This is a genomic window from Paenibacillus sp. T2-29, from assembly GCF_052921365.1.
In genome coordinates this window covers 215,649-238,769 of record NZ_JBREVE010000007.1, presented here as the reverse complement: position 1 = coordinate 238,769, position 23,121 = coordinate 215,649, and the positions used below count along the sequence as shown (strand labels likewise).

The following is a 23,121-nucleotide window of genomic DNA, read 5'->3' as shown; positions in this document are numbered from 1 at the left end:
ACCAGAAAACGTAGACACGAAAAAGGAGGAAGAGTCCGAAGGAGCCGTTCCGGGAGTGGCCTGCGCGGTTCTTCTAAGAGTGACTAAGTGACATCTAGGTACAAAGCCTATCTATAAAGAATCTCTAAACCGGGAGTGTGTCGATGTGAGAGAGAATACCAACGAGAAATATGGATTAACGCAAGCCCAGCGCCGAATATGGTTCATGGAAATTATGAATCCGGGAACGTCCATCACGATGCTTTCCGCGACCTACCAGATTACGGGCGAGATCAACACACAGCTTCTGGAGCAAGCGGCGGCAGAGATCGTCAAAACCTATGACGTTTTCCGAATCCGCATTAGCGGGGATTTGCAAAATCCAACGCAGTGGTTCGAAGAGCCGGAGAATGTCCAAGCTAGGATAAGCCGCCTCGAAATAGGCACAACCGAACAATTCTATGCTTGGGTGAAAGAAGTAAGCGAAAAACCGGCCAGCGTGTTCGACGAACACCTCCACCAATTTACGATTATCCATTTTGCGAACGGCCAAGTATGGCTCAATTTGACGGTAAATCATATTATCGCCGACGGCTTGTCCGTCAATGCTTTGCTGCATGCGGTGATGGAAAAATACCTGGAACTGCGCAAAGGCACCTTCAGCAGTTACCAGGCCCCTTCCTATCTGGATTATATTTCTGCGGAGCGTGAATATGAGCAATCGCAGCGTTATCAAAAAGGCAAGGAATACTGGCTGACGAAGTACAACACTTTGCCTGAAACGACCGGCATTAAATCGTATCCGCCATTCTCGATCGGCAGCGAATCCAATAAACTGGCCATCACTTTGGACGGTTCCCGGTATGAACGCATTCTGGCCTTCAGCGAACAATATCAGGTCAGCTTATATACGTTATTTCTGTCCGCCATGTACGTCTTATTGTACAAGCTGACTGACAGCACCGATGTTCCGGTCGGCACGGTTTTCGCCAATCGCACCAGCAAGAAGGAAAAAGAAACGATCGGCATGTTCGTCAGCACCGTGGCTACGCGGATTCGTCTGAATCCAGACAGGCACGTGCTTTCCTTGATCCAAACGGTTTCCAAGGAAAATACGGCGGATCTGCGGTATCAGAAATACCCTTATAACCAATTGATCCAGGATTTACGCGAACAACACGGCCGCAACGATCTTTCGGGGCTGTTCCGTACGTCTCTGGAATATCTGCCTTTGAAAATCGTGGAGTACGAAGAAATCAAGGTACGCCTGGAGGCTCACTTCGCTAGGCACGAGATGGACGATTTGCTGCTGCGCTTCGACCATATGCTGAATGAAGGCCATGTAATTCTCCATGCTTCCTATCGTACCGGCCTGTTCGAGACGGCTGAGATTGATCGGATTATGGAACAGTATGTAACCGTTCTGGACCAGTTTCTTCAGAATCCCGAACTGCCGGTACGCGAGATTTCTCTGCTGAGCGATGAGGAGAGACACCGCATTCTCAACGTTTTTAACCCGCCGGTTGCAGGGCTTAGCGAGGGAGAAGCGTTTCATCGGTATGTTGAGAAGTTTGCCCGGGAAATTCCAGATCATCCGGCAGTCGTCTACATGGACAAACAGCTGACCTACGGCGAATTGAACGAACGCGCCGAGCGGCTGGCTTCTCTCCTTCGCGAACAGGGCGTGGGAAGGGAGACGATTACGGGGATCTGGGCGGAGCGTTCGGTGGAACTGCTGGTCGGGGTGCTCGCCGTTTGGAAAGCCGGCGGAGCCTATGTACCGCTTGACCCCGATTATCCGGCAGAGCGGATTGAGTACATGCTCAGCGATAGCGATGCATCGGTGCTGCTTACGCAGCGTCATCTGTTGGAGCGGGCCAGAGGTTGGTTGGCCGATGACCGGCTGATGCTTCAAGCTGTCTATGCCATGGACGATGAACAGATTTATAACGGGGATGCCTTAGCCGTGGAATTTGAATCTGCCGGCAGCGCCCCGCAAGACTTGGCTTATGTGATTTACACCTCGGGTACGACGGGACGCCCGAAAGGCGTCATGATCGAGCACGGTAGTCTCGTGAATACGGCGGATGCGTACCGTCGCGAGTACCGGTTGGATCAGTTTCCGGTGCGGCTGCTGCAGCTGGCCAGCTTCTCGTTTGACGTGTTCGTCGGAGACATCGCGCGGACGCTGTATAACGGAGGCACGATGGTGATTGTGCCGAAGGATGACCGGATTGATCCGAACCTCTTATACGGCTGGATTCGGGACCAAAACATTACGGTATTCGAATCGACGCCTGCGCTCATCCTGCCGTTCATGCAGCATATTTATGAAGAAGGGCTGGACGTTAGCTCCATGCAGTTGCTGATTACCAGCTCGGATGCTTGCAGTGTCACCGATTACCGATTGCTGCAGGAAAGATTCGGCGGACAATTCCGCATCATCAACAGCTATGGCGTTACCGAAGCGGCCATTGACAGCAGTTTTTACGGTGAGCCTCTGGATAAGCTGCCGCCGTCAGGTCATGTGCCGATCGGCAAAGCTTGGCTGAACGCCCGATTTTACATTGTCGATGCCGCATTAAAGCCGGTTCCTGTAGGGGTTCCGGGCGAGCTTGTCATCGGCGGCGCCGGGGTGGCGCGCGGGTACTGGAACCGTCCGGACCTAACCGCCGAGAAGTTTGTGGACAGCCCGTTTGTGCCGGGCGAACGTCTGTACCGGACAGGCGATTTGGCCCGCTGGCTGGAAGACGGCAACGTCGACTTCATCGGCCGGATCGACTATCAGGTGAAAATTCGCGGGTTTCGGATCGAACTCGGCGAAATTGAAACGGCCCTGCTGCGTTTCCCGGGCGTCAAGCAGGCTGTGGTGACCGACCGTACGGATGAGCAGGGGCAGAAGTATTTGTGCGGCTACGTGACGGCGGATGCTTCCTTGCAGCTGAGCGATCTGCTGTCCCAATTGAAGCAAGAGCTGCCGGCCCATATGGTCCCGGCCCGGTTGGTGTCTCTAGATAAGCTTCCGCTCACGCCGAACGGCAAAATTGACCGTAAAGCGCTGCCTGAACCGACCGGAGAGGTAGAAGCAGGCCGTGAGTATGTGGCTCCTCGCACAACGCTTGAAACAAGACTTGCTCTCATTTGGCAGCAGGTGCTGGGTATTGCGCGAGTTGGAGTCCAAGACGATTTCTTTGACTTGGGTGGTCATTCCTTGCGGGCCTCCACGCTGGTTTCCAAGATTCGGAAAGAGCTGCAAGTCGAGGTTCCGCTGCGGGAAGTTTTCCGCTACACCACGATCGAACAGCTGGCCCAAAGAATCGGCGGTTTAAGGCAGCAGGAGACGTATGAGATTACAAAGGCGGCTGAGGCTGAGTACTATCCGGTTTCATCCGAGCAAAAGCGTCTGTACATCCTGCGCCAGCTTGACGGGGCCGAGCGCAGCTACAATATGTCGGCGGCGCTTCTTCTCGAAGGCAAGCTGGACTGCACGCGCGTCGAGCACGCGTTCCGGGCGCTGATTCAGCGCCATGAGACGCTGCGTACCGGGATCGAGCAGGTTCAAGGCGAGCTTGTTCAGCGCATCTATGATGAGGTTGAGTTTGCTGTCGACTATTTCCAGGCGAGCGAGCGGGAAGTGGACCAAGTGGTGGAAGCTTACTATCACCCGTTTGATGTAACCAAGCCGCCACTTCTCCGCATCGGCCTGATCGAAGTCGCCGAGGATCGCCACATTCTGCTGTTCGATATGCACCATATCGTCTCGGACGGCATTTCGACAGCGCTGCTCTTCGATGAGTTCAGCCGCCTGTATCGGGGCGAGGAGCTGGCCCCGCTACGCATTCAATACAAAGATTATGCCGTTTGGCAGCATTCCGAAGCTTACGGGCAGATGCTTCAGCCGCAGAAGGAATACTGGCTGGAACAGCTGTCGGGCGAGCTGCCGGTATTGGAGCTGCCAACGGACTTCCCGCGGCCTGCGGTACAAAGCTTTGACGGCCGGACCGTGAAGTTTTATATCGGGAAAGAGCGGACGGAGAAGCTGAAAGAGCTGGCGGCGCGGACGGGGACGACCCTGTATATGGTGCTGCTGTCGGCTTACTCCATCCTTATGCATAAATATTCGGGTCAGGAAGATCTGATTGTCGGAACGCCGATTGCCGGAAGAACGCAGGAAGAAGTGCAGCCGATCGTGGGGATGTTTGTCAACACGCTGGCCATTCGCAGCCGTCCGGAGCGTTCCAAGCCGTACCTTTCGTACCTGGAAGAAATCAAGGACATCACGCTCGGGGCTTTCGAACACCCAAATTATTTGTTCGAAGACTTGGTGGAAAGTCTTCACATTCCACGCGCGACCGGCCGGAATCCGCTCTTTGATACGTTCTTCGCCCTGCAAAATACGGAAAACGAGCAAATTGTCATCGAGGGGCTGGAGCAATCGTTTTATCCGCTGGAAAACCGAACATCCAAGTTCGAGCTGCTCCTGGACATTTCGGAGCTGGACGGTCAGCTCGAATGCCGGTTGGATTACGCTACGGCTTTGTATAAACAGGAGACCGCGGAGCGGTTCGCCAGACATTATGACAAGCTGCTGGAAACCATCGCAGCAGCGCCGGACGTGAATATTGCCTCGCTGGAAATACTCACAGAGGAGGAAATCCGCGAGCTGGTGGGCGGTTTCAACGATTCGGAGGCGGACTACCCACGGCAGCAGACGATTCACGGCTTGTTCGAAGAGCAGGCGGAGCTTTACCCGGACAACGTAGCCGCCGTCATGAACGAGCGGCAGCTGACCTACCGCGAGCTGAACGAGCGATCCAACCGCCTTGCGCGGAAGCTGCGGGAGACGGGAGTAGAAGCGGACCAACTGGTAGCAATTCTGGCCGAACGCTCGCTCGATATGGTTGTCGGCATTCTGGCGATTCTCAAAGCGGGCGGAGCATACGTGCCTGTCGATCCCGACTACCCGGAGGAGCGCATCCGCTTCATGATCGAGGATTCGGGCGCGTCGTTATTGCTGATTCAAAAGCATCTGCACGAGAAGACCGACTTCGCAGGAACGCGCCTCGAATTGGACGATTACGTTTGGGGCGACAGAGGGGCGGACTCCGCCGATGCGCTGGACGCTTCGAACCTGGAGCCGATTTCCGGGCCGGGCAACCTGGCCTATGTCATCTACACGTCGGGAACGACCGGCAGACCGAAAGGAACGCTGATCGAGCATAAGAACGTCGTGCGGCTCCTGTTCAACGACAAGAACCTGTTCGACTTCGGGCCGTCCGACACGTGGACGCTGTTCCACTCGTTCTGCTTCGATTTCTCCGTCTGGGAAATGTATGGAGCGCTGCTGAACGGAGGCAAGCTGGTCATCGTACCGCCGCTCACGGCGAAAAATCCGGCCGATTTCCTGGCGCTGCTGGGCCGCGAACAGGTCACGATTTTGAACCAGACACCAACGTACTTCTATCAGCTGCTGCGTGAGGTCTTGGCGGACCATCCGTACGATCTGCGGATTCGCAACGTCATCTTCGGGGGCGAAGCGCTGAGTCCGCTGCAGCTCAAGGGCTTCAAGACGAAGTACCCGGAGACAAAGCTGATCAATATGTACGGCATTACCGAGACGACGGTTCACGTGACGTATAAGGAAATCACGTGGGTCGAAATGGAGGCGGCGAAGAGCAATATCGGCAAGCCGATCCCGACGCTGAGGGTGTACATCCTTGATGAAAACCGCCGCCCTGTGCCGATCGGTGTAGCGGGCGAAATGTACGTGGCCGGGGAAGGCCTTGCGAGAGGATACCTGAACCGTCCGGATCTGACGGCGGAGAAGTTCGTCGATTCCCCGTTTGCGGAGGGGGAGAAGCTGTACCGCTCGGGCGACTTGGCAGCTTGGCTGCTGGACGGCAACATCGAATACCTGGGCCGGATCGACCACCAGGTCAAAATCCGCGGGTACCGGATCGAGTTGGACGAAATCGAGACGCAGCTTCTGAACGTCGAGGGCGTGGAAGAAACGGTGGTGCTCGCCCGTCAGGACGGCGGGGGCGAGAAGGCGCTTGTCGCCTACTTTGTGGCGGACCGGACGCTGACGGTCAGTGAAATGAGAACCTCGCTGGCCCAGGGAATGCCGGGGTACATGATCCCGTCGTACTTTGTGCAGTTGGAGCGCATGCCGCTGACGACCAACGGCAAAGTGGACCGCAAAGCGCTGCCGGAGCCGCAAGGTGGCTTACAAACGGGCGTCGAATACGTAGCGCCGCGTAACCGGACGGAGTCCCAGCTTGTGAAGATCTGGGAGGAAGTGCTGGGCTACTCCGGCATTGGAGTCTTGGACAATTTCTTCGAGCTCGGCGGCCACTCCTTGCGGGCGACGAACCTTGTCAGCAAGATTCGGAAGGAAATGAACGTCGAACTTCCGTTGCGCGATGTGTTCCGCTGTATGACGGTAGAGTCGATGGCCGGGGCTATTGCCAGCTTGGAAGAAACGCGGCACAGCTCGATTCCGAAAGCGGAAGAGAAAGCGTACTATCCGGTTTCCTCCGCGCAAAAAAGGCTGTACGTCCTGCACCAGCTGGATGGCTCGGAGCTGAATTACAACCTCCCAAGCGCCTTGCAATTGGAAGGGGCTTTGAACGAGGCCAAAGTGGAAAAGGCGCTGACTACTTTGGTGGCCCGGCACGATATGCTGCGCACCGGTTTTGAAATCGTGAATGGGGAGCCGGTTCAGCGTATTCATCCGCTCGTAGCTTTCAAAGTCGAGAAGCTTCAAGCAAGCGAAGATCAGGTTGCGGCCATTCTTGAAGGCTTCATTCAGCCTTTTGACTTGACCCAGCCGCCTTTGCTGCGCGCCCTACTGATCGAACTGGAGAAAGAGAAATTTCTGCTCGCGCTGGATATTCATCATATTGGTTCCGACGGCCTTTCCATGGACGTGCTGCTGCGCGAATTCGTGCGGCTTTACAATGGGGAGGAATTGCCGGAGCTGCGGATTCAATACAAGGATTACGCCGTTTGGCAGCAATCCGAGGAGCAGCGCCAGCGCATCAAACGGCAGGAGGAATACTGGCGTGGGGTATTCAGCTCCGAGCTTCCGGTTCTTGAGCTGCCTCTCGACTTCTCCCGCCCGGCCGTTCAGCAGTTTGACGGTCAAACGCTCACGTTTACGCTGGATGCGGAGAAAAGCGAAGCTCTCAAACGGCTTGCCGGCGATTCGGGGGCGACGCTGTACATGCTTCTGCTAGCTGCGTACTCCGTATTGCTTCATAAATACGCGGGACAGGAAGATATAGTGGTTGGCACTCCGATTGCCGCCCGTTCTCACGCCGACCTGCAGCCGATTATCGGCATGTTCGTCAATACGCTGGCCCTTCGCTTGGCTCCGGTGGCGGAGCGGACGTTCCTGGATTACTTGCAGGAAGTGAAGGAAACGACGTTTGGAGCCTACGAGCACCAGGACTATCCGTTCGAGGAGCTGGTGGAAGCTCTTCAGGTGAGCCGGGATTTAAGCCGGAATCCTCTGTTTGACACCATGTTTTCTTTGCAAAAGCACGAAAGCTTGGATTTAACCCTGGAAGGTTTGAAATGGTCGCTGTTCGACATCGAGGAAAAGACGGCAAAGTTTGATCTTAGCTTTGATATCGTGGAAGCCGATAACGAGCTGGTTTGCAAGATCGAGTACGCTACCTCGTTGTTTAGACAGGAAACGATGGTACGGCTGGCGGGTCATTACGAGCAGCTTTTGGCGTCGATCCTGGCTCAGCCGGATGCGCGGATTTCGGATTTGGATATCTTGACGGACAGCGAAAAGCATGATTTGCTGGTCGGGTTTGACGTGTCGTCTTCGGCTTTTGCGAAGCAACCCGCCGCAGAGGGTACAGGTTTGGAAGCGGATGAGTCGTGGAGAGAGAGAACGTTCCACGAGCTGTTCGAGGAGCAGGCGGAGCGCACTCCGGGAGCGCTGGCGGTTGTCTACGAAGACAGCAAGCTGACGTATGCGGAGCTGAACGCCAAAGCGAATCGTCTGGCGTATGCACTGCGGGCGCGCGGGGTGAAGCCGGAGCAGGTGGTCGGCATTCTGGCCAGCCGTTCGGCGGAGCTGTTGATCGGGGTGCTCGCCGTATGGAAAGCGGGTGGCGCTTATGTGCCGCTCGACCCGGACTATCCGGCGGAGCGGATCGAGTATATGCTCGCGGACAGCGGGGCGTCGGTGCTGCTCACGCAGACCCGCCTGCTGGAGCAGGCGGAAGCTTGGTGCAGCGACGGAGCTCTAGTGCTGCAAACGGTGCTTGCGCTTGACGACGCCGCGACGTACAGCCTCGGAGCGGCGGAAGCGGCTGTGGGCGTACAAGCTTTGGGCGAAGCAGGCGCAGAGGCGGAGGCTTTGGCGCAAGCGGAAACGGCTGCTGCCGAAAAGTCCGCCACGGCAGAAGCCGAGAAGAACGTACTAGCGGCGGATCTCGCATCGAATCCGGCGAATGTGAACAAGCCGCGCGATTTGGCTTACGTGATCTATACGTCGGGAACGACGGGCAAGCCGAAGGGCGTGATGATCGAGCACCGCAGCCTGGTGAACACGGCGGCGGGCTACCGACGGGAATACCGCCTGGATCAGTTCCCGATCCGGCTGCTGCAGCTCGCCAGCTTCTCGTTCGACGTGTTCGTCGGCGACATTGCGCGGACGCTGTACAACGGCGGCACCATGGTCATCGTGCCGAAGGACGACCGGATTGATCCAACCCGCCTCTACGGCTGGATTCGCGACTACGCTGTGACGGTGTTCGAATCGACTCCGGCGCTGATCGTGCCGTTCATGGAGCATGTGCATGCCGAGGATCTGGACCTCAGCTCGATGCAGCTGCTGATCACAAGCTCGGATACGTGCAGCGTAGCGGATTACCGCACCTTGCAGGAGCGCTTCGGCTCGCAGTTCCGTATTATTAACAGCTACGGCGTAACGGAAGCGGCGATTGACTCCAGCTTCTATGACGAGCCGCTGAAGAAGCTGCCGAAGACGGGTAACGTGCCGATCGGCAAAGCGTGGCTGAACGCCAAGTTCTACATCGTGGATGCGAATCTGAAGCCGGTGCCGATCGGGGTGTTGGGCGAGCTGGTTATCGGCGGAGCGGGTGTGGCCCGCGGTTACTTGAACCGCCCGGATTTGACGGCGGAGAAATTCGTAGACAGCCCGTTCGCCGCTGGGGAGCGGCTGTACCGGACGGGCGACCTGGCGCGCTGGATGCCGGACGGCAACGTGGACTTCATCGGCCGGATCGACAACCAGGTGAAAATTCGCGGCTATCGGATCGAGCTTGGTGAAATTGAAGCGGCCATGAAAAATTTTGCCGGCGTGCGTCAAGCGCTTGTCATCGACCGGACGGACGAGCGGGGGCAGAAATATTTGTGCGGGTATGTCGTAGCGGATTCCAGCTTCGATCTGGAAGGGCTTGTGGCCCATCTGGACGCCGCGCTGCCTTCCCATATGGTGCCTTCGCGCATCATGCGCCTGGATCAAATGCCGCTTACGCCGAACGGGAAGATCGACCGTAAAGCGCTGCCTGTACCGGAAGGAAGCATTCGTGCCGAGGCTGCATACACGGCGCCTCGTACTCCTGCCGAGCAAGCACTTGCGTCGGTCTGGCAGTCGGTGCTGGGCGTAGATCAGGTCGGCACGATGGACAATTTCTTTGCGCTCGGCGGCGATTCGATCAAGGCCTTGCAGGTATCGTCCCGTCTTTTGCAAACGGGGTATAAGCTGGTCATGAAAGATTTGTTCCATTACCCGACGATTTCCGCCCTTAGTTTGCAGCTGCAAACGGCGGAGAGAACGGCAAGCCAGGCCGAAGTGACAGGAGAGGTCATCTTGACCCCGATTCAGCGCTGGTTCTTTGAACAAAATCCGGCCGACGTGCATCACAGCAACCAGGCGTTCATGCAGTTCTCCAAGCAAGGGTTTGATGAAGAAGCTTTACGCCAAGCGGTGCGTCAGCTTGTCGTGCATCACGATGCTCTCCGTACGGTTTACCGCCAAACCGAGAACGGCTATACCGCCTGGAACCGCGGCGCCGGGGAGAACGAAGCGCTGTTCGATCTGGAAGTTGTCGATTTCAAGGGAGTCGGCGACGTGAAAGAAGCGGTAGAGGCTAAGGCAAATGACATTCAAGCGAGCATCGATCTGGAAAACGGTCCGCTGGTGAAGCTCGGCTTGTTCCGCTGCGACGACGGCGACCACCTGCTCATCGCGATCCATCACTTGGTCGTAGACGGCGTATCCTGGCGGATTCTGCTTGAGGATTTTGCTGCCGGCTATGAGCAGGCGCTGCAAGGGCAGCCGATCCGTCTGCCGCTCAAAACGGATTCATTCCAAACGTGGGCGAAACAGCTCGCTGATTATGCGAACGGTCCGGCGATGGAAAGCGAGAGAGAGTATTGGCAGCATATCGAGCAATTGACCTATGAGCCGCTTCCGAAAGATTTTGAACAAGGCAGATCCAAGCGGAAGGACAGCGGGCTCGTGACCGTTCGCTGGACGGCGGAGGAAACCGAACAGCTGCTGAAGCAGGCACACCGTGCTTACCATACGGAAATGAATGATTTGCTGCTTTGCGCGCTTGGCCTCGCGATAAAAGCTTGGAGCGGCCGGGAACGCGTGCTGGTGAATCTCGAAGGCCACGGCCGGGAAGATATTTTGCCGGATGTGGACATTACGCGCACGGTAGGCTGGTTTACAAGCCAATTCCCTGTCGTTCTGGAGCCGGGTCACGCCCAGGCGCTCGGTCATCAGGTGAAACAGGTTAAAGAAAGCTTGCGCCGCATTCCGAACAAAGGAATCGGCTACGGCATCCTGCGTTATTTGTCGGCGCCGCGTGACGGTGAGCGCTTCGCTTTGGAGCCGGAGATCAGCTTTAACTATTTGGGTCAGTTCGACCAGGATTACGAAAGCAGCGGCTCGCGGCCGTCTCCGTTCAGCCCGGGCTCCGATTCAAGTCCGAATGCAGTGATGGATTATGTCCTCGATATCAACGGTATGGTGTCGGAAGGAGTGCAGGAACTCACGATCCGTTATGGGGAAACCCAGTATAAACGGGAAACGGTAGAGCGCCTGGGCACCCTGCTTCATTCGAGCTTGCGTGAAGTCATCAGCCATTGCGTATCGAAAGAGCGGCCGGAGCTTACGCCTAGCGACGTACTGCTTCAAGATGTGACAGTGGAGGAACTGGAGCGGCTGGCCGAACATACGGCGGCGCTCGGCGAACTGGAGAATGTATACACCCTGACTCCGCTGCAAAAAGGGATGTTGTTCCACAGCCTGCTGGATGCCGATTCGGAAGCTTACTTCGAACAGGTGACCTTCGATCTGTACGGAAGCCTGAATGTCGAAGCCTTCACCCAAGGATTGGATACGCTGGTGCAGCGGAATGAGGCGCTACGGACCAACTTTATTACCGGCTGGAGAGACGAGCCGATTCAAGTGGTATTCCGCGAGCGGAAGTGTGAAGTGTACTTCGAAGATATTCGCTCGGTAAGCGATGAAGACCCGGAGAAGACGATAGCCGATTTCGTCAGCGCGGATAAAGCGAACAAGTTCGATTTGGCCCAAGGCTCTCTTATGCGCGTGACAGTTTTGCGCACGGGCGACGAGTCCTACCATGTGATCTGGAGTCACCATCACATTTTGATGGACGGCTGGTGCATGTCCTTCATGATCAAGGAAGTGTTCGACACCTACTTCGCTTTCCAGGAGAAGCAGACGCTGGAGCTTCCTCCGGTTACCTCGTACTCCCGGTATATCGAATGGCTGGAAGCTCAAGATGCCGCGAAAGCTTCGCGTTACTGGTCCGAGTATTTGGCGGGTTACGATCAGCAGACCAAGCTGCCCCAGGAGAAAACGCAGCTGAAGCAGGGCGCTTTTGAAGCGGCTGAAATCGATGTGGAACTCAGCAAGGAACTGACCGGGCAAATCGAGCGGGTGGCGCGCCAGCAGCAGGTGACGCTCAATACGTTCATGCAGACCGTATGGGGACTGGTTTTGCAGGTATACAACAACAGCGAGGATGTCGTATTCGGCTCCGTCGTATCCGGGCGTCCAGCGGAAATTCCGGGCATCGAAAGCATGATCGGCCTGTTTATTAATACGATCCCGGTCCGTATTCAAGGCAAAGCCGAGGAGCCGGTAGCCGATATCTTGAGAAAAACCCAGGATCAAGCGCTGGCATCGGGAGCTTACGAAACGTTCCCGCTGTTCGAAATTCAGTCGCTGAGCGAGCAAAAGCGAGACTTGATCAACCATATCATGGTCTTTGAAAATTATCCGATGGAAGAACAGATTGAGCAGGTCGTCGGCGGAGACCAAGAAGCGCTGAAAATCGCTAATATCCAGTCGCCAGAGCAAACGAACTACGACCTGGACATTACCGTCATTCCGGAAGAGCATATTTTGCTGCGGTTTACGTACAATGCACTGACGTTCAGAGAGGAAGACATCAGGCTGATCCACGGTCATTTTGCCCAAGCACTGGAGAAGGTTGCGGCTAACCCGAACATCCGCGTGAATCAGTTGGAGCTTTTGACGGCGGCGGAAAAAGAGCAAATTCTTGGCGCGTTTAATCCGGCACAGCCGGAAGCGGCTCCTGCGGCCGCGTTCCACCGGCTGTTCGAGGAACAGGCGGAGCGCACGCCGGAAGCGGAGGCCGTCGTGTACGAGAACGACCGGCTGACGTATGCGGAGCTGAACGAGCGGGCGAACCGCTTGGCGGTTACGCTGCGCGCAAGCGGCATCAGCCGAGAGTCGATCGTCAGCATTCTCGCCGAGCGTTCGGTGGACTTGCTGGTGGCCGTGCTGGCCGTCTGGAAAGCGGGCGGGGCATATGTGCCGCTCGACCCGGATTATCCGGCGGAGCGCGTGCGGTTCATGCTCGAAGACAGCGGAGCGAAGGTACTGCTGACGCAAACGGCGCTGCGAGAGCGTGCTGAAGCCTGGCTTGGCGAAGAGGAGCTGGCGCTGGCGGCGGTGCTGTACCTGGACGACGAAGCGTCGTACAGTGAGGAGCGGGCGAATGCGCCGATTGGCTCCGGCATAGTCTCCGGCAAGCTGACGGATGCTGTGGACGACGGCGATGAGAGCCATCAGCATGTCGGCACCGACAGCTTCCATGAAGCCCGTCCGGAGGATCTGGCGTACGTGATCTATACGTCGGGAACGACGGGCAAGCCGAAGGGCGTGATGATCGAGCACCGCAGCCTGGTGAACACGGCGGCGGGCTACCGGCGGGAATACCGGTTGGCTCAGTTCCCGGTGCGGCTGCTGCAGCTCGCAAGCTTCTCGTTCGACGTGTTCGTGGGAGATATCGCGCGGACGCTGTACAACGGAGGCACGATGGTGATCGTGCCGAAGGACGACCGGATCGATCCGTCTCGTCTGCACCACTGGATTGAGCGGGAACGGGTCACCATCTTCGAATCGACGCCGGCGCTGATCGTGCCGTTCCTGGAGTACGTGCACGAGCAGGGGCTGGATATGAGCCGGTTGGAGCTGTTGATCACGAGCTCGGACAGCTGCAGCGTGGCGGATTACCGGACCTTGCAGGAACGCTTCGGCTCGTTGTTCCGGATCATCAACGCATACGGCGTGACGGAAGCGGCGATCGACTCCAGCTTCTACGAAGAGGAGCTGGCGAAGCTGCCGCAGACAGGCAATGTGCCGATCGGCAAAGCGTGGCTGAATGCGAGATTCTACATCGTGGACGCGCACCTGAATCCGGTGCCGGTTGGGGTGCTGGGCGAGCTGGTCATCGGCGGAGTCGGAGTGGCGCGCGGGTACTTGAACCGTCCGGAGCTGACGGAAGAGAAGTTCGTAGACAGCCCGTTCGCCGCGGGCGAGCGGTTGTACCGCACGGGAGACTTGGCGCGGTGGATGGAGGACGGGAACGTGGACTTCATCGGCCGGATCGACAACCAGGCGAAAATCCGGGGGTACCGGATTGAGACGGGCGAAGTCGAAGCGAAGCTGCTGAGTGTAGGTGGAGTGAAGGAAGCGGTCGTCGTCGTCAGGGAAGATCAAGAAGGTCAGAAAGCTTTGTGCGCTTATTATACAGCGGAAGAAGGCTTGACGGCGTTGGACCTGAAGCGGGCGATTGCCAGCGAGCTGCCGGGGTACATGATCCCGTCGTACTTCGTGGAGCTGGAGCGCCTGCCTCTGACGCCGAACGGAAAGATCGACCGGAAGGCGCTGCCGGCACCGGAAGGGGGAGCAGACGGAGGCCGCGAATACGTGGCGCCGCGCACCGAACTGGAGGCGAAGCTGGTCGCCATTTGGCAGGATGTGCTTGTTCGGGAGAAGGCGGTAGGCGTAACGGACAACTTCTTCGACCTCGGCGGACACTCCCTGCGGGCGACGACGCTTGTCAGCAAAATGCATAAGGAGCTAGGCGTTGAATTCCCGCTTCGCGACGTATTCCGCTACTCGACGGTTGAGGAAATGGCCGCGGCTATGGAGCGGCTGGAGATCGGCTCGTTCACGGCTATTCCGGCTGCGGAACCTAGCGAGTATTATCCGCTCTCTTCCGCTCAGAAACGTCTCTATATCTTGAACCAGCTGGAAGGAGCCGAGCTGAGTTACAACATACCGGGAGCTATGCTGCTCGAAGGAGAGCTCGACCGGCAGCGGTTTGAAGAAGCGTTCCGCGGGCTCGTAGCTCGTCATGAAACGCTGCGTACCGGCTTTGAGATGGTAAAAGGCGAAGCGGTTCAGCGAATTTACGAAGAAGCCGCCTTCCAGGTGGAATATGTGCAGATCAGCGGGGAGCAGGCGGAAGAAACGGTGCGCCAATTCGTTCGTCCGTTTGATCTAGCGAAGCCGCCACTTCTGCGGGTAGGCCTTGCCGAACTGGCGCCGGACCGGCACATTCTAATGTTCGATACGCATCATATCGTATCCGACGGCGTTTCGATTGACGTACTGATCGAAGAGTTCGTCCGCTTGTACAGCGGGGAACAGTTGGAGCCGCTCCGCATTCAATACAAAGATTATGCGGTATGGCAGCAATCGGACGAGCAGAAAGCTCAGCTTGCCAAGCAGGAGGCCTACTGGCTCGACATGTTCCGCGGAGAGCTGCCGGTTTTGGAATTGCCGACGGACTATCCGCGCCCGTCTATGCAGAGCTACGAGGGCCGCACGCTGCAATTGTTTATGGATAGCGAGAAAAGCGAGGGTCTGAAACGGCTTGCAGCCGAGAACGGCGCAACGCTTTACATGGTTCTGCTTGCTGGTTATACAATATTATTGCATAAGTATACAGGGCAAGAAGACGTGGTGGTCGGTACGCCGATTGCGGGAAGAAATCACAGCGACGTTCAGCCGCTGATCGGGATGTTCGTCAATACCCTGGCCATCCGCAGTTATCCGGCTGCCGGTAAAACGTTCCTTGACTACTTGAAGGAAATCAAGGAGACGACGCTGGGCGCTTTTGAACATCAGAATTATCCGTTTGAGGAACTGGTGGATAAGGTAAACGTAGCTCGCGATTTAAGCCGCAATCCGCTGTTCGATACGATGTTTGCTTTGCAGAATACAGAGAATTTGGAAATCCAGCTTCCCGGACTCCATTTGTCGACGTATGCCAGCGAAGAAATTGTTTCTAAATTCGATCTCAGCTTGGACGTCACGGAGATCGAGGAAGGCTTGGAATATCTGTTTGAATACGCCACTGCTCTTTATAAAACCGAAACGGTGGAGAAATTGGCCGCTCACTACTTGCAGCTGCTTGAATCCATTCTCCGCAACCCGTCGGCGACTATTGCCGAGCTGGGCATTTTGACACCGGCGGAAAAAGAGCAAATTCTCTGCGCGTTTAACCCGGCGCAGCCGGAAGCGGCTCCTGCGGCCGCGTTCCACCGGCTGTTCGAGGAACAGGCGGAGCGCACGCCGGAAGCGGAGGCCGTCGTGTACGAGAACGACCGGCTGACGTATGCGGAGCTGAACGAGCGGGCGAACCGCTTGGCGGTTACGCTGCGCGCAAGCGGCATCAGCCGAGAGTCGATCGTCGGCATTCTCGCCGAGCGTTCGGTGGACTTGCTGGTGGCCGTGCTGGCCGTCTGGAAAGCGGGCGGGGCATATGTGCCGCTCGACCCGGATTATCCGGCGGAGCGCGTGCGGTTCATGCTCGAAGACAGCGGAGCGAAGGTACTGCTGACGCAAACGGCGCTGCGAGAGCGTGCTGAAGCCTGGCTTGGCGAAGAGGAGCTGGCGCTGGCGGCGGTGCTGTACCTGGACGACGAAGCGTCGTACAGCGAGGAGCGGGCGAATGCGCCGATTGGCTCGGGCATGGTCTCCGGCAAGCTGACGGATGCTGTGGACGACGGCGATGAGAGCCATCAGAATGTTGGCACCGACAGCTTCCATGAAGCCCGTCCGAAGGATCTAGCGTACGTGATCTATACGTCGGGAACGACGGGCAAGCCGAAGGGCGTGATGATCGAGCACCGCAGCCTGGTGAACACGGCGGCGGGCTACCGGCGGGAATACCAGTTGGATCAGTTCCCGGTGCGGCTACTGCAGCTCGCAAGCTTCTCATTCGACGTGTTCGTGGGAGATATCGCGCGGACGCTGTACAACGGAGGCACGATGGTGATTGTGCCGAAGGACGACCGGATCGATCCGTCTCGTCTGCACCACTGGATTGAGCGGGAGCGGGTCACCATCTTCGAATCGACGCCGGCGCTGATCGTGCCGTTCCTGGAGTACGTGCACGAGCAGCAACTGGATATGAGCTGGATGGAGCTGTTAATCACGAGCTCGGACAGCTGCAGCGTGGCGGATTACCGGACCTTGCAGGAACGCTTTGGCTCGTGGTTCCGGATCATCAACGCATACGGGGTAACGGAAGCAGCGATCGACTCCAGCTTCTACGAAGAGGAGCTGGCGAAGCTGCCGCAGACAGGCAATGTGCCGATCGGCAAAGCGTGGCTGAATGCGAAATTCTACATCGTGGACGCGCACCTGAATCCGGTGCCGGTCGGGGTGCTGGGCGAGCTGGTCATCGGCGGAGTCGGAGTGGCGCGCGGGTACTTGAACCGTCCGAAGCTGACGGAAGAGAAGTTCGTAGACAGCCCGTTCGCCGCGGGCGAGCGGCTGTACCGCACGGGAGACTTGGCGCGGTGGATGGAAGACGGGAACGTGGACTTCATCGGCCGGATCGACAACCAGGCGAAAATCCGGGGGTACCGGATTGAGACGGGCGAAGTCGAGGCGAAGCTGCTGAGTGTAGGTGGCGTGAAGGAAGCGGTCGTCGTCGTCAGGGAAGATCAAGAAGGTCAGAAAGCTTTGTGCGCTTATTATACAGCGGAAGAAGGCTTGACGGCGTTGGACCTGAAGCGGGCGATTGCCAGCGAGTTGCCGGGGTACATGATCCCGTCGTACTTCGTGGAGATGGAGCGCCTGCCTCTGACGCCGAACGGAAAGATCGACCGGAAGGTGCTGCCGGCGCCGGAAGGGGGAGCAAGCGCAGGCCGTGAATATGTGGCGCCGCGCACCGAACTGGAGGCGAAACTGGTCGCCATCTGGCAGGACGTGCTCGGGTCGGTCACGATTGGCGTGACGGACAACTTCTTCGACCTCGGCGGGCACTCCCTGCGGGCGACGACGCTGGTCAGCAAGGTGCACAAGGAGCTGAGCGTGGACCTGCCGTTGCGCGATGTGTTCCGGCACTCGACCATCGAAGCGATGGCCGAAGCGATCAGCCAATTGGAGCGGCAGGAACACCTCTCCATTCCGGTTCTGGATAAGAGGGATTACTATCCGCTTTCCTCCGTGCAAAAACGGCTGTACATCCAGCAGCAGATGGAAGGCGCCGAGCTTAGCTACAACATGTCCGGCATGACGGTTCTCGTCGGGCGCTTGGAACGGAATCAATTCGAGGCGGCGCTCAAAGGATTGATAGCTCGTCACGAAATTTTGCGAACTGGCTTCGAAATGGTCGACGGCGAACCGGTACAACGGATTTATCCGGACTTGAAGTTTGCCGTCGAGTATACGAAAGCGACGGAAAGTGAAACGAAGAGCATCGTAGACGGCTTTGTGCGCGTCTTTGATTTGGAGCGGCCGCCGCTGCTGCGTGTGGGCTTAGTCGAATGGGAAGCGGAACGGCATCTGCTCATGCTGGACATTCATCATATCGTCACAGATGGCATGTCGATGGGCATCTTCGTCGAAGAGCTGCTGCGTCTGTATAACGGCGAGACTCTGGAACCGCTTCGGATTCAATACAAGGAATTCGCCGCTTGGCAGCAGTCCGAACCTGTAAAAGAGCGGCTGAAACGTCAGGAAGCCTACTGGCTGGACGTGCTGGAAGGCGAACTGCCGACGCTTGAACTGCCTACGGACTTTGTCAGACCTGCCGCTCGCAGCTTTGAGGGAGATGTGCTGCCTTTCAGCATCGACAAGCAGATGACTGACAGCTTGCAGCGCATCGCCGAAGAGAACGGTGCCACCCTTTATATGGTGTTATTGGCGGCCTATTCAATCCTGCTCAGCAAGTACTCGGGACAAGAAGACTTCATTGTAGGCACGCCGGCTTCGGGCCGCACACATGCCGACCTGGAGCCGCTCATCGGAATGTTTGTCAACACTTTGGCGATTCGCCATTATCCGTCCGGGGAGAAGACGTTCCTCGCTTACTTGAACGAAGTCAAAGAAACGATGCTGGGGGCCTACGACCACCAGGATTATCCGTTCGAGGAGCTTGTGAAAAAGCTGCAGGCGCCGCGAGATCAAAGCCGCAATCCTGTATTCGATGTCATGTTTGTTCTGGAAACCAAGGAAGATAACGTTCAAAGCTTCGGGGATATCAAGATCGAATCTTATCCGGAAACTCATACGGTTTCCCAATTTGATCTTACCTTGGTCATTTCGTTGCTGGATGAGGGAATGAACGGGCAGTTTGAATATGCAACCAAGTTGTTTACGCGCAATCTGATCGACAATTTCGCTCAGGACCTGCTCGTGATCATCACCCAAATTTGCGAACAGCCTTCGGTGCTGTTGAAGGATATTTCCCTGAACGGGCAATCCGAACAGGAGCAAGATGTGCTAGAGGCCATTGATATTATTTTCTAATCCCTTACCCGGTTTGGGTGTATGCCGTATTTCTCTCGGTACACATCCTGCCGGGTGTTTTTTTCCAAATGAAAGGGAAAAAGGCGTACGCTATAGCAAACTTAAAGCTCTAAATATAATTTTAAAAAACCTAAATTTTTTCAAGTTGTGGTTTAAAATGCACTGCTACTCGCGCAGATAACTAGAGCGTTTACGCAGAGTGAGGGCACCGCGGCCAAAGAACTCTATATTCCTGTCGTTCGCTTCATGTAGCCTACGGAGCGAAAGAACTGTGGGCCAAATCCAAGATGGCATGCACACATCATGAGCCGCTACGCTGGCGCTGCACTATTTTAAAACTCAGGGAAATCTAAACATAGTAAAGTTTAATATTTAATTTGCCAAGTGGTTGTGTGATCACTATTATTATATAATTTTACATATAAAGGAGGTGAAAGTAAGAAAACACGGAATATGGTTCACATGAGTGATGCACTGCAACAGAGAATCGACCGACAAGCAGGTGTAGAATGCAAATATAAAAATTGTAGGAGGTAAAGTATGTTTAAGTTTAGTAAGAAAATGTTAACGGTAGTTCTTGCAGCTTCCATGAGTTTTGGAGTGTTTGCAACAACCTCAAGTGCAGCGACAGACTACTGGCAAAATTGGACCGATGGCGGCGGGACGGTCAATGCTGTTAATGGATCAGGCGGTAATTACAGCGTTACATGGAAGGATACCGGGAATTTTGTTGTCGGCAAAGGCTGGACTACTGGATCGCCCAACAGAACGATTAACTACAATGCCGGTGTCTGGGCGCCGTCCGGTAATGGATATTTGGCTCTCTACGGGTGGACGAGAAACGCACTCATCGAATATTACGTCGTTGATAGCTGGGGTACTTATCGACCTACCGGAACGTATAAAGGTACAGTGACCAGTGATGGGGGCACATATGACATCTACACAACAATGCGATACGACGCACCTTCCATTGAAGGCCAAAAAACGACGTTTATTCAGTACTGGAGTGTTCGACAGACGAAGAGACCGACAGGGGGCAACTCCACGATCACTTTCAGCAATCACGTGAAGGCATGGGCGAGCAAAGGAATGCATCTGGGGAACAACTGGTCTTACCAGGTGTTAGCAACAGAAGGATATCAGAGTAGTGGGAGCTCTAACGTAACGGTGTGGTAACCACTCAACTGCAAACTGTTCAACGAACGGGAGCGATTGGCATTTCTTCACGGGGAAAGCAGGATGAGGGCTTAAAACCGTATTACAACATAAACAAGGAAATAACGCCGGAGACAAATACTTATCTGGAAACTGTATACGAAAACCCAACGAGTTAGGAATTTGCGATATGTCTGGCAATATAAGAGAATGATGCTGGGGATTGTTACGGAGACTAAAGGGATACGGTAGTTAATGAAACAGCGACAGTTGAGGACGAGTTCTCGTCTACGGCTGTCGCTGTTTTATGTATGGGTTAACATAATACCCAAGGTTGTCGAAATGGTGAGGAGAGGGTATAGTTTATATGTATGTATTTTGTTCGGGAAGAGGTTCATATGGCAACAATTCACGATGTGGCGTTAAAAGCGGGCGTGTCGGTCACTACAGTATCCCGTGTAATGAATAACCGGGGCTATATCAGCGAAACTACACGCAAAAAAGTGTTCGATGCAATGGAAGAGCTTAATTATCAACCGAATGAAATAGCACGATCCCTGCTACGCAAGCAGTCCAATATTATCGGCCTTATTATTCCCAATGTCTCGCATCCTTTCTTTAGTGAGCTTGCTAATCAGGTGGAGTACTATGCCTATCAGCAGGGGTGCAAGGTTCTACTCTGCAATTCACATATGGATCCCGTGAAGGAAAAAGTGTATATCGATATGTTGAAACGAAACCGGGTAGACGGCATCATTATGGGGAGTCATACCCTGGAGGTAGAAGAGTACCGACATTTGAATTCACCGATTGTGACATTTGACAGGCAGATTGACCCGTATATTCCGTACATATCTTCGGACAATTTTCGCGGAGGCGAGCTGGCCACGGAGCTGCTCATTCGCAAAGGGTGCCGGAAAATTGCACATATATGTGGAAATCTGGAGCTGAACATGCTGTCCAATGAGCGGACTAAAGCATTCAAAGATGTTGTGGACAGGCATAGTGTCGAGCATGTAATCGTTCAAACGGACTTGAATGTGTTCGACCAAAAGGAGTACGAGCGAATGATCTCCAAACTCGTTCATGAACATCCGGATGTGGATGGGGTGTTTGCTACAAGCGATATTATTGCCGCTTTTGCATTGAAAGAATATATCCGCGCCGGACGGCATGTGCCGGAGAATGTGCGTATTGTAGGCTTTGATGACGTAAGCGCTGCTTCCTGGCTGACGCCTGAACTTACATCGGTAAGACAGCCGATTGCAGAGATCGGCAGGCTGGCGGTCGAGCTGATTCGTAAGCAGGCAGAGGGCGAGCAGGTACAGCCTGTCAATCTGCTGCCTGTTGAATTGATTGAGCGTGCAACGACCTGAATGAAATCTGTTCCTTTAACAAGGGGAACAGATTTTTTTTAGTAAATGTTAAAGGATTAACATGTCAAACGATTGACATAAGTTGAATCTTTGACATATAATCCGTTTGTAAGCGTTTTATTTAAGTGTACAGCAGCCATTATAGAAATAGGGGGATGACAACAAGTGAGGAAATTCAAAAGAGTTCAATGGATGGTAATGCTGCTTCTTTTGGTTATGGTGGTGTCTGCATGCGGCGGCTCCGGAGGAGAAGGTAATTCGGCTTCTGGAGGGGGATCAGCGGATGCGGGAAATGTGAAAGTTACACTTTTGAACTCCAAAGGTGAAATCCTTTCACAGCTGGAGGATGCCGCTAAGGCGTTCCAGAAAGACAATCCCGGCATCACTGTTGAAATCCAGCCGGTTCCGACCGGTGGCTCGCCTTTTGAGCGTGCCTCTGCATTGTATGCATCCGGGAACCCGCCAACCATGACCATGCTAGATACAGGTGATGTGGAGAAATTCAAGGACCGTATCCTCGACTTAAGCGGAGAAAAGTGGAATAAGGACATTGTTGAAAACGCTACCACAGCTACGACGGTTGACGGTAAAAATTACGCGTTTCCGCTGGCTGTTGAAGGCTACGGATTCATTTATAACAAAGCGGTTGTTGATAAAGCGGTAGGCGGAAGCTTCGATCCCACCACAATTAATACTCGAAATGACCTTGAAAAACTGTTTCAACAAATCGAGGCATCCGGGAAGAAAGCATTGGTGATTTCACCAATGGACTGGTCCCTAGGTGCTCATTATTTGCCTCTAGCATATGCAGGCCAGAACAAAGACATGGCTGAAGTGGACAAATTCATAGCATCACTGAAAGCGGGCCAGGCTAACTTGGCTACCAATCCAGTATTTAACGGACTTATGGATACATTCGACGTCATGATGAAATACAATATCGATCAGGCTTCCCCACTGGCAGGTGCTTATGAGCGTGGACCGGAGTTGCTCGGCAAAGGCGAGGTTGGCATTTGGTTCATGGGCAACTGGGCATGGCCGCAAATCAGCGGTTTTGATACGGCTAACAAAGAATATGGTTTCTTGCCTGTACCCATCAGCAACAATGCCGATGACTATGGCAATCAGGAAATTTCATCTGCTGTTTCCAAACGTATTGTCATTGACAAGGAGAAGAGTACGCCGGAGCAACAAGAGGCGGCGAAGAAGTTCTTGAACTGGATCGTCTATGATGCGAAAGGTCAGGATTTCCTCGTAAACAAAGCGAACATTATCCCGGCGTTCAAAAATATTACACTGCCTGCGGCCGATCCACTTGGCAAATCCATTCAGGATTATATTGCAAAAGGCAAGTCAGAGCAGTCGATGAGCTTGCTGCCTGCCGACCACTGGTCTAAGCTAGGATCTTCCATGCAAAAGTATCTGGCGAAACAAGGCGATCGCGCAACACTGGCTAAGGAAATCGAAGACTACTGGAAAACCGTAAAATAAGGCTTATTGTCA

General features: G+C 55.1%; 4 protein-coding genes. All 4 read left to right on the top strand.

Going from position 1 to position 23,121, the window contains the following annotated elements:
• Nucleotides 1-145: 145 nt before the first annotated feature.
• The 4 genes from ACU1JV_RS19810 to ACU1JV_RS19795 all read left to right on the top strand — a co-directional run bounded on the left by ACU1JV_RS19810 (nt 146) and on the right by ACU1JV_RS19795 (nt 23,109).
• Nucleotides 146-19,084: a non-ribosomal peptide synthase/polyketide synthase gene (locus ACU1JV_RS19810; protein WP_446724616.1), complete on the top strand. Its 18,939-nt coding sequence runs from the start codon at nt 146-148 to the stop codon at nt 19,082-19,084.
• Nucleotides 19,085-19,624: 540 nt separating this feature from the next.
• Complete coding sequence (locus tag ACU1JV_RS19805; RefSeq protein ID WP_013373220.1) at nt 19,625-20,263, top strand: glycoside hydrolase family 11 protein; 639 nt, start codon at nt 19,625-19,627, stop codon at nt 20,261-20,263.
• A gap of 350 nt (nt 20,264-20,613) precedes the next feature.
• The gene (locus ACU1JV_RS19800) at nt 20,614-21,618 is read left to right on the top strand and encodes a LacI family DNA-binding transcriptional regulator (RefSeq protein ID WP_413987070.1); all 1,005 of its coding nucleotides are present in this window, start codon (nt 20,614-20,616) and stop codon (nt 21,616-21,618) included.
• 165 nt (nt 21,619-21,783) lie between these two features.
• Nucleotides 21,784-23,109, top strand: a complete 1,326-nt coding sequence (locus ACU1JV_RS19795; RefSeq protein ID WP_446724615.1) for an ABC transporter substrate-binding protein — start codon at nt 21,784-21,786, stop codon at nt 23,107-23,109.
• Nucleotides 23,110-23,121: the final 12 nt, after the last annotated feature.

Excerpts from the sequence above, each read along its gene's own strand:
- ACU1JV_RS19805 (WP_013373220.1), top strand. The coding sequence starts at position 19,625 with ATGTTTAAGTTTAGTAAGAAAATGTTAACGGTAGTTCTTGCAGCTTCC.
- ACU1JV_RS19800 (WP_413987070.1), top strand. The coding sequence starts at position 20,614 with ATGTATTTTGTTCGGGAAGAGGTTCATATGGCAACAATTCACGATGTG.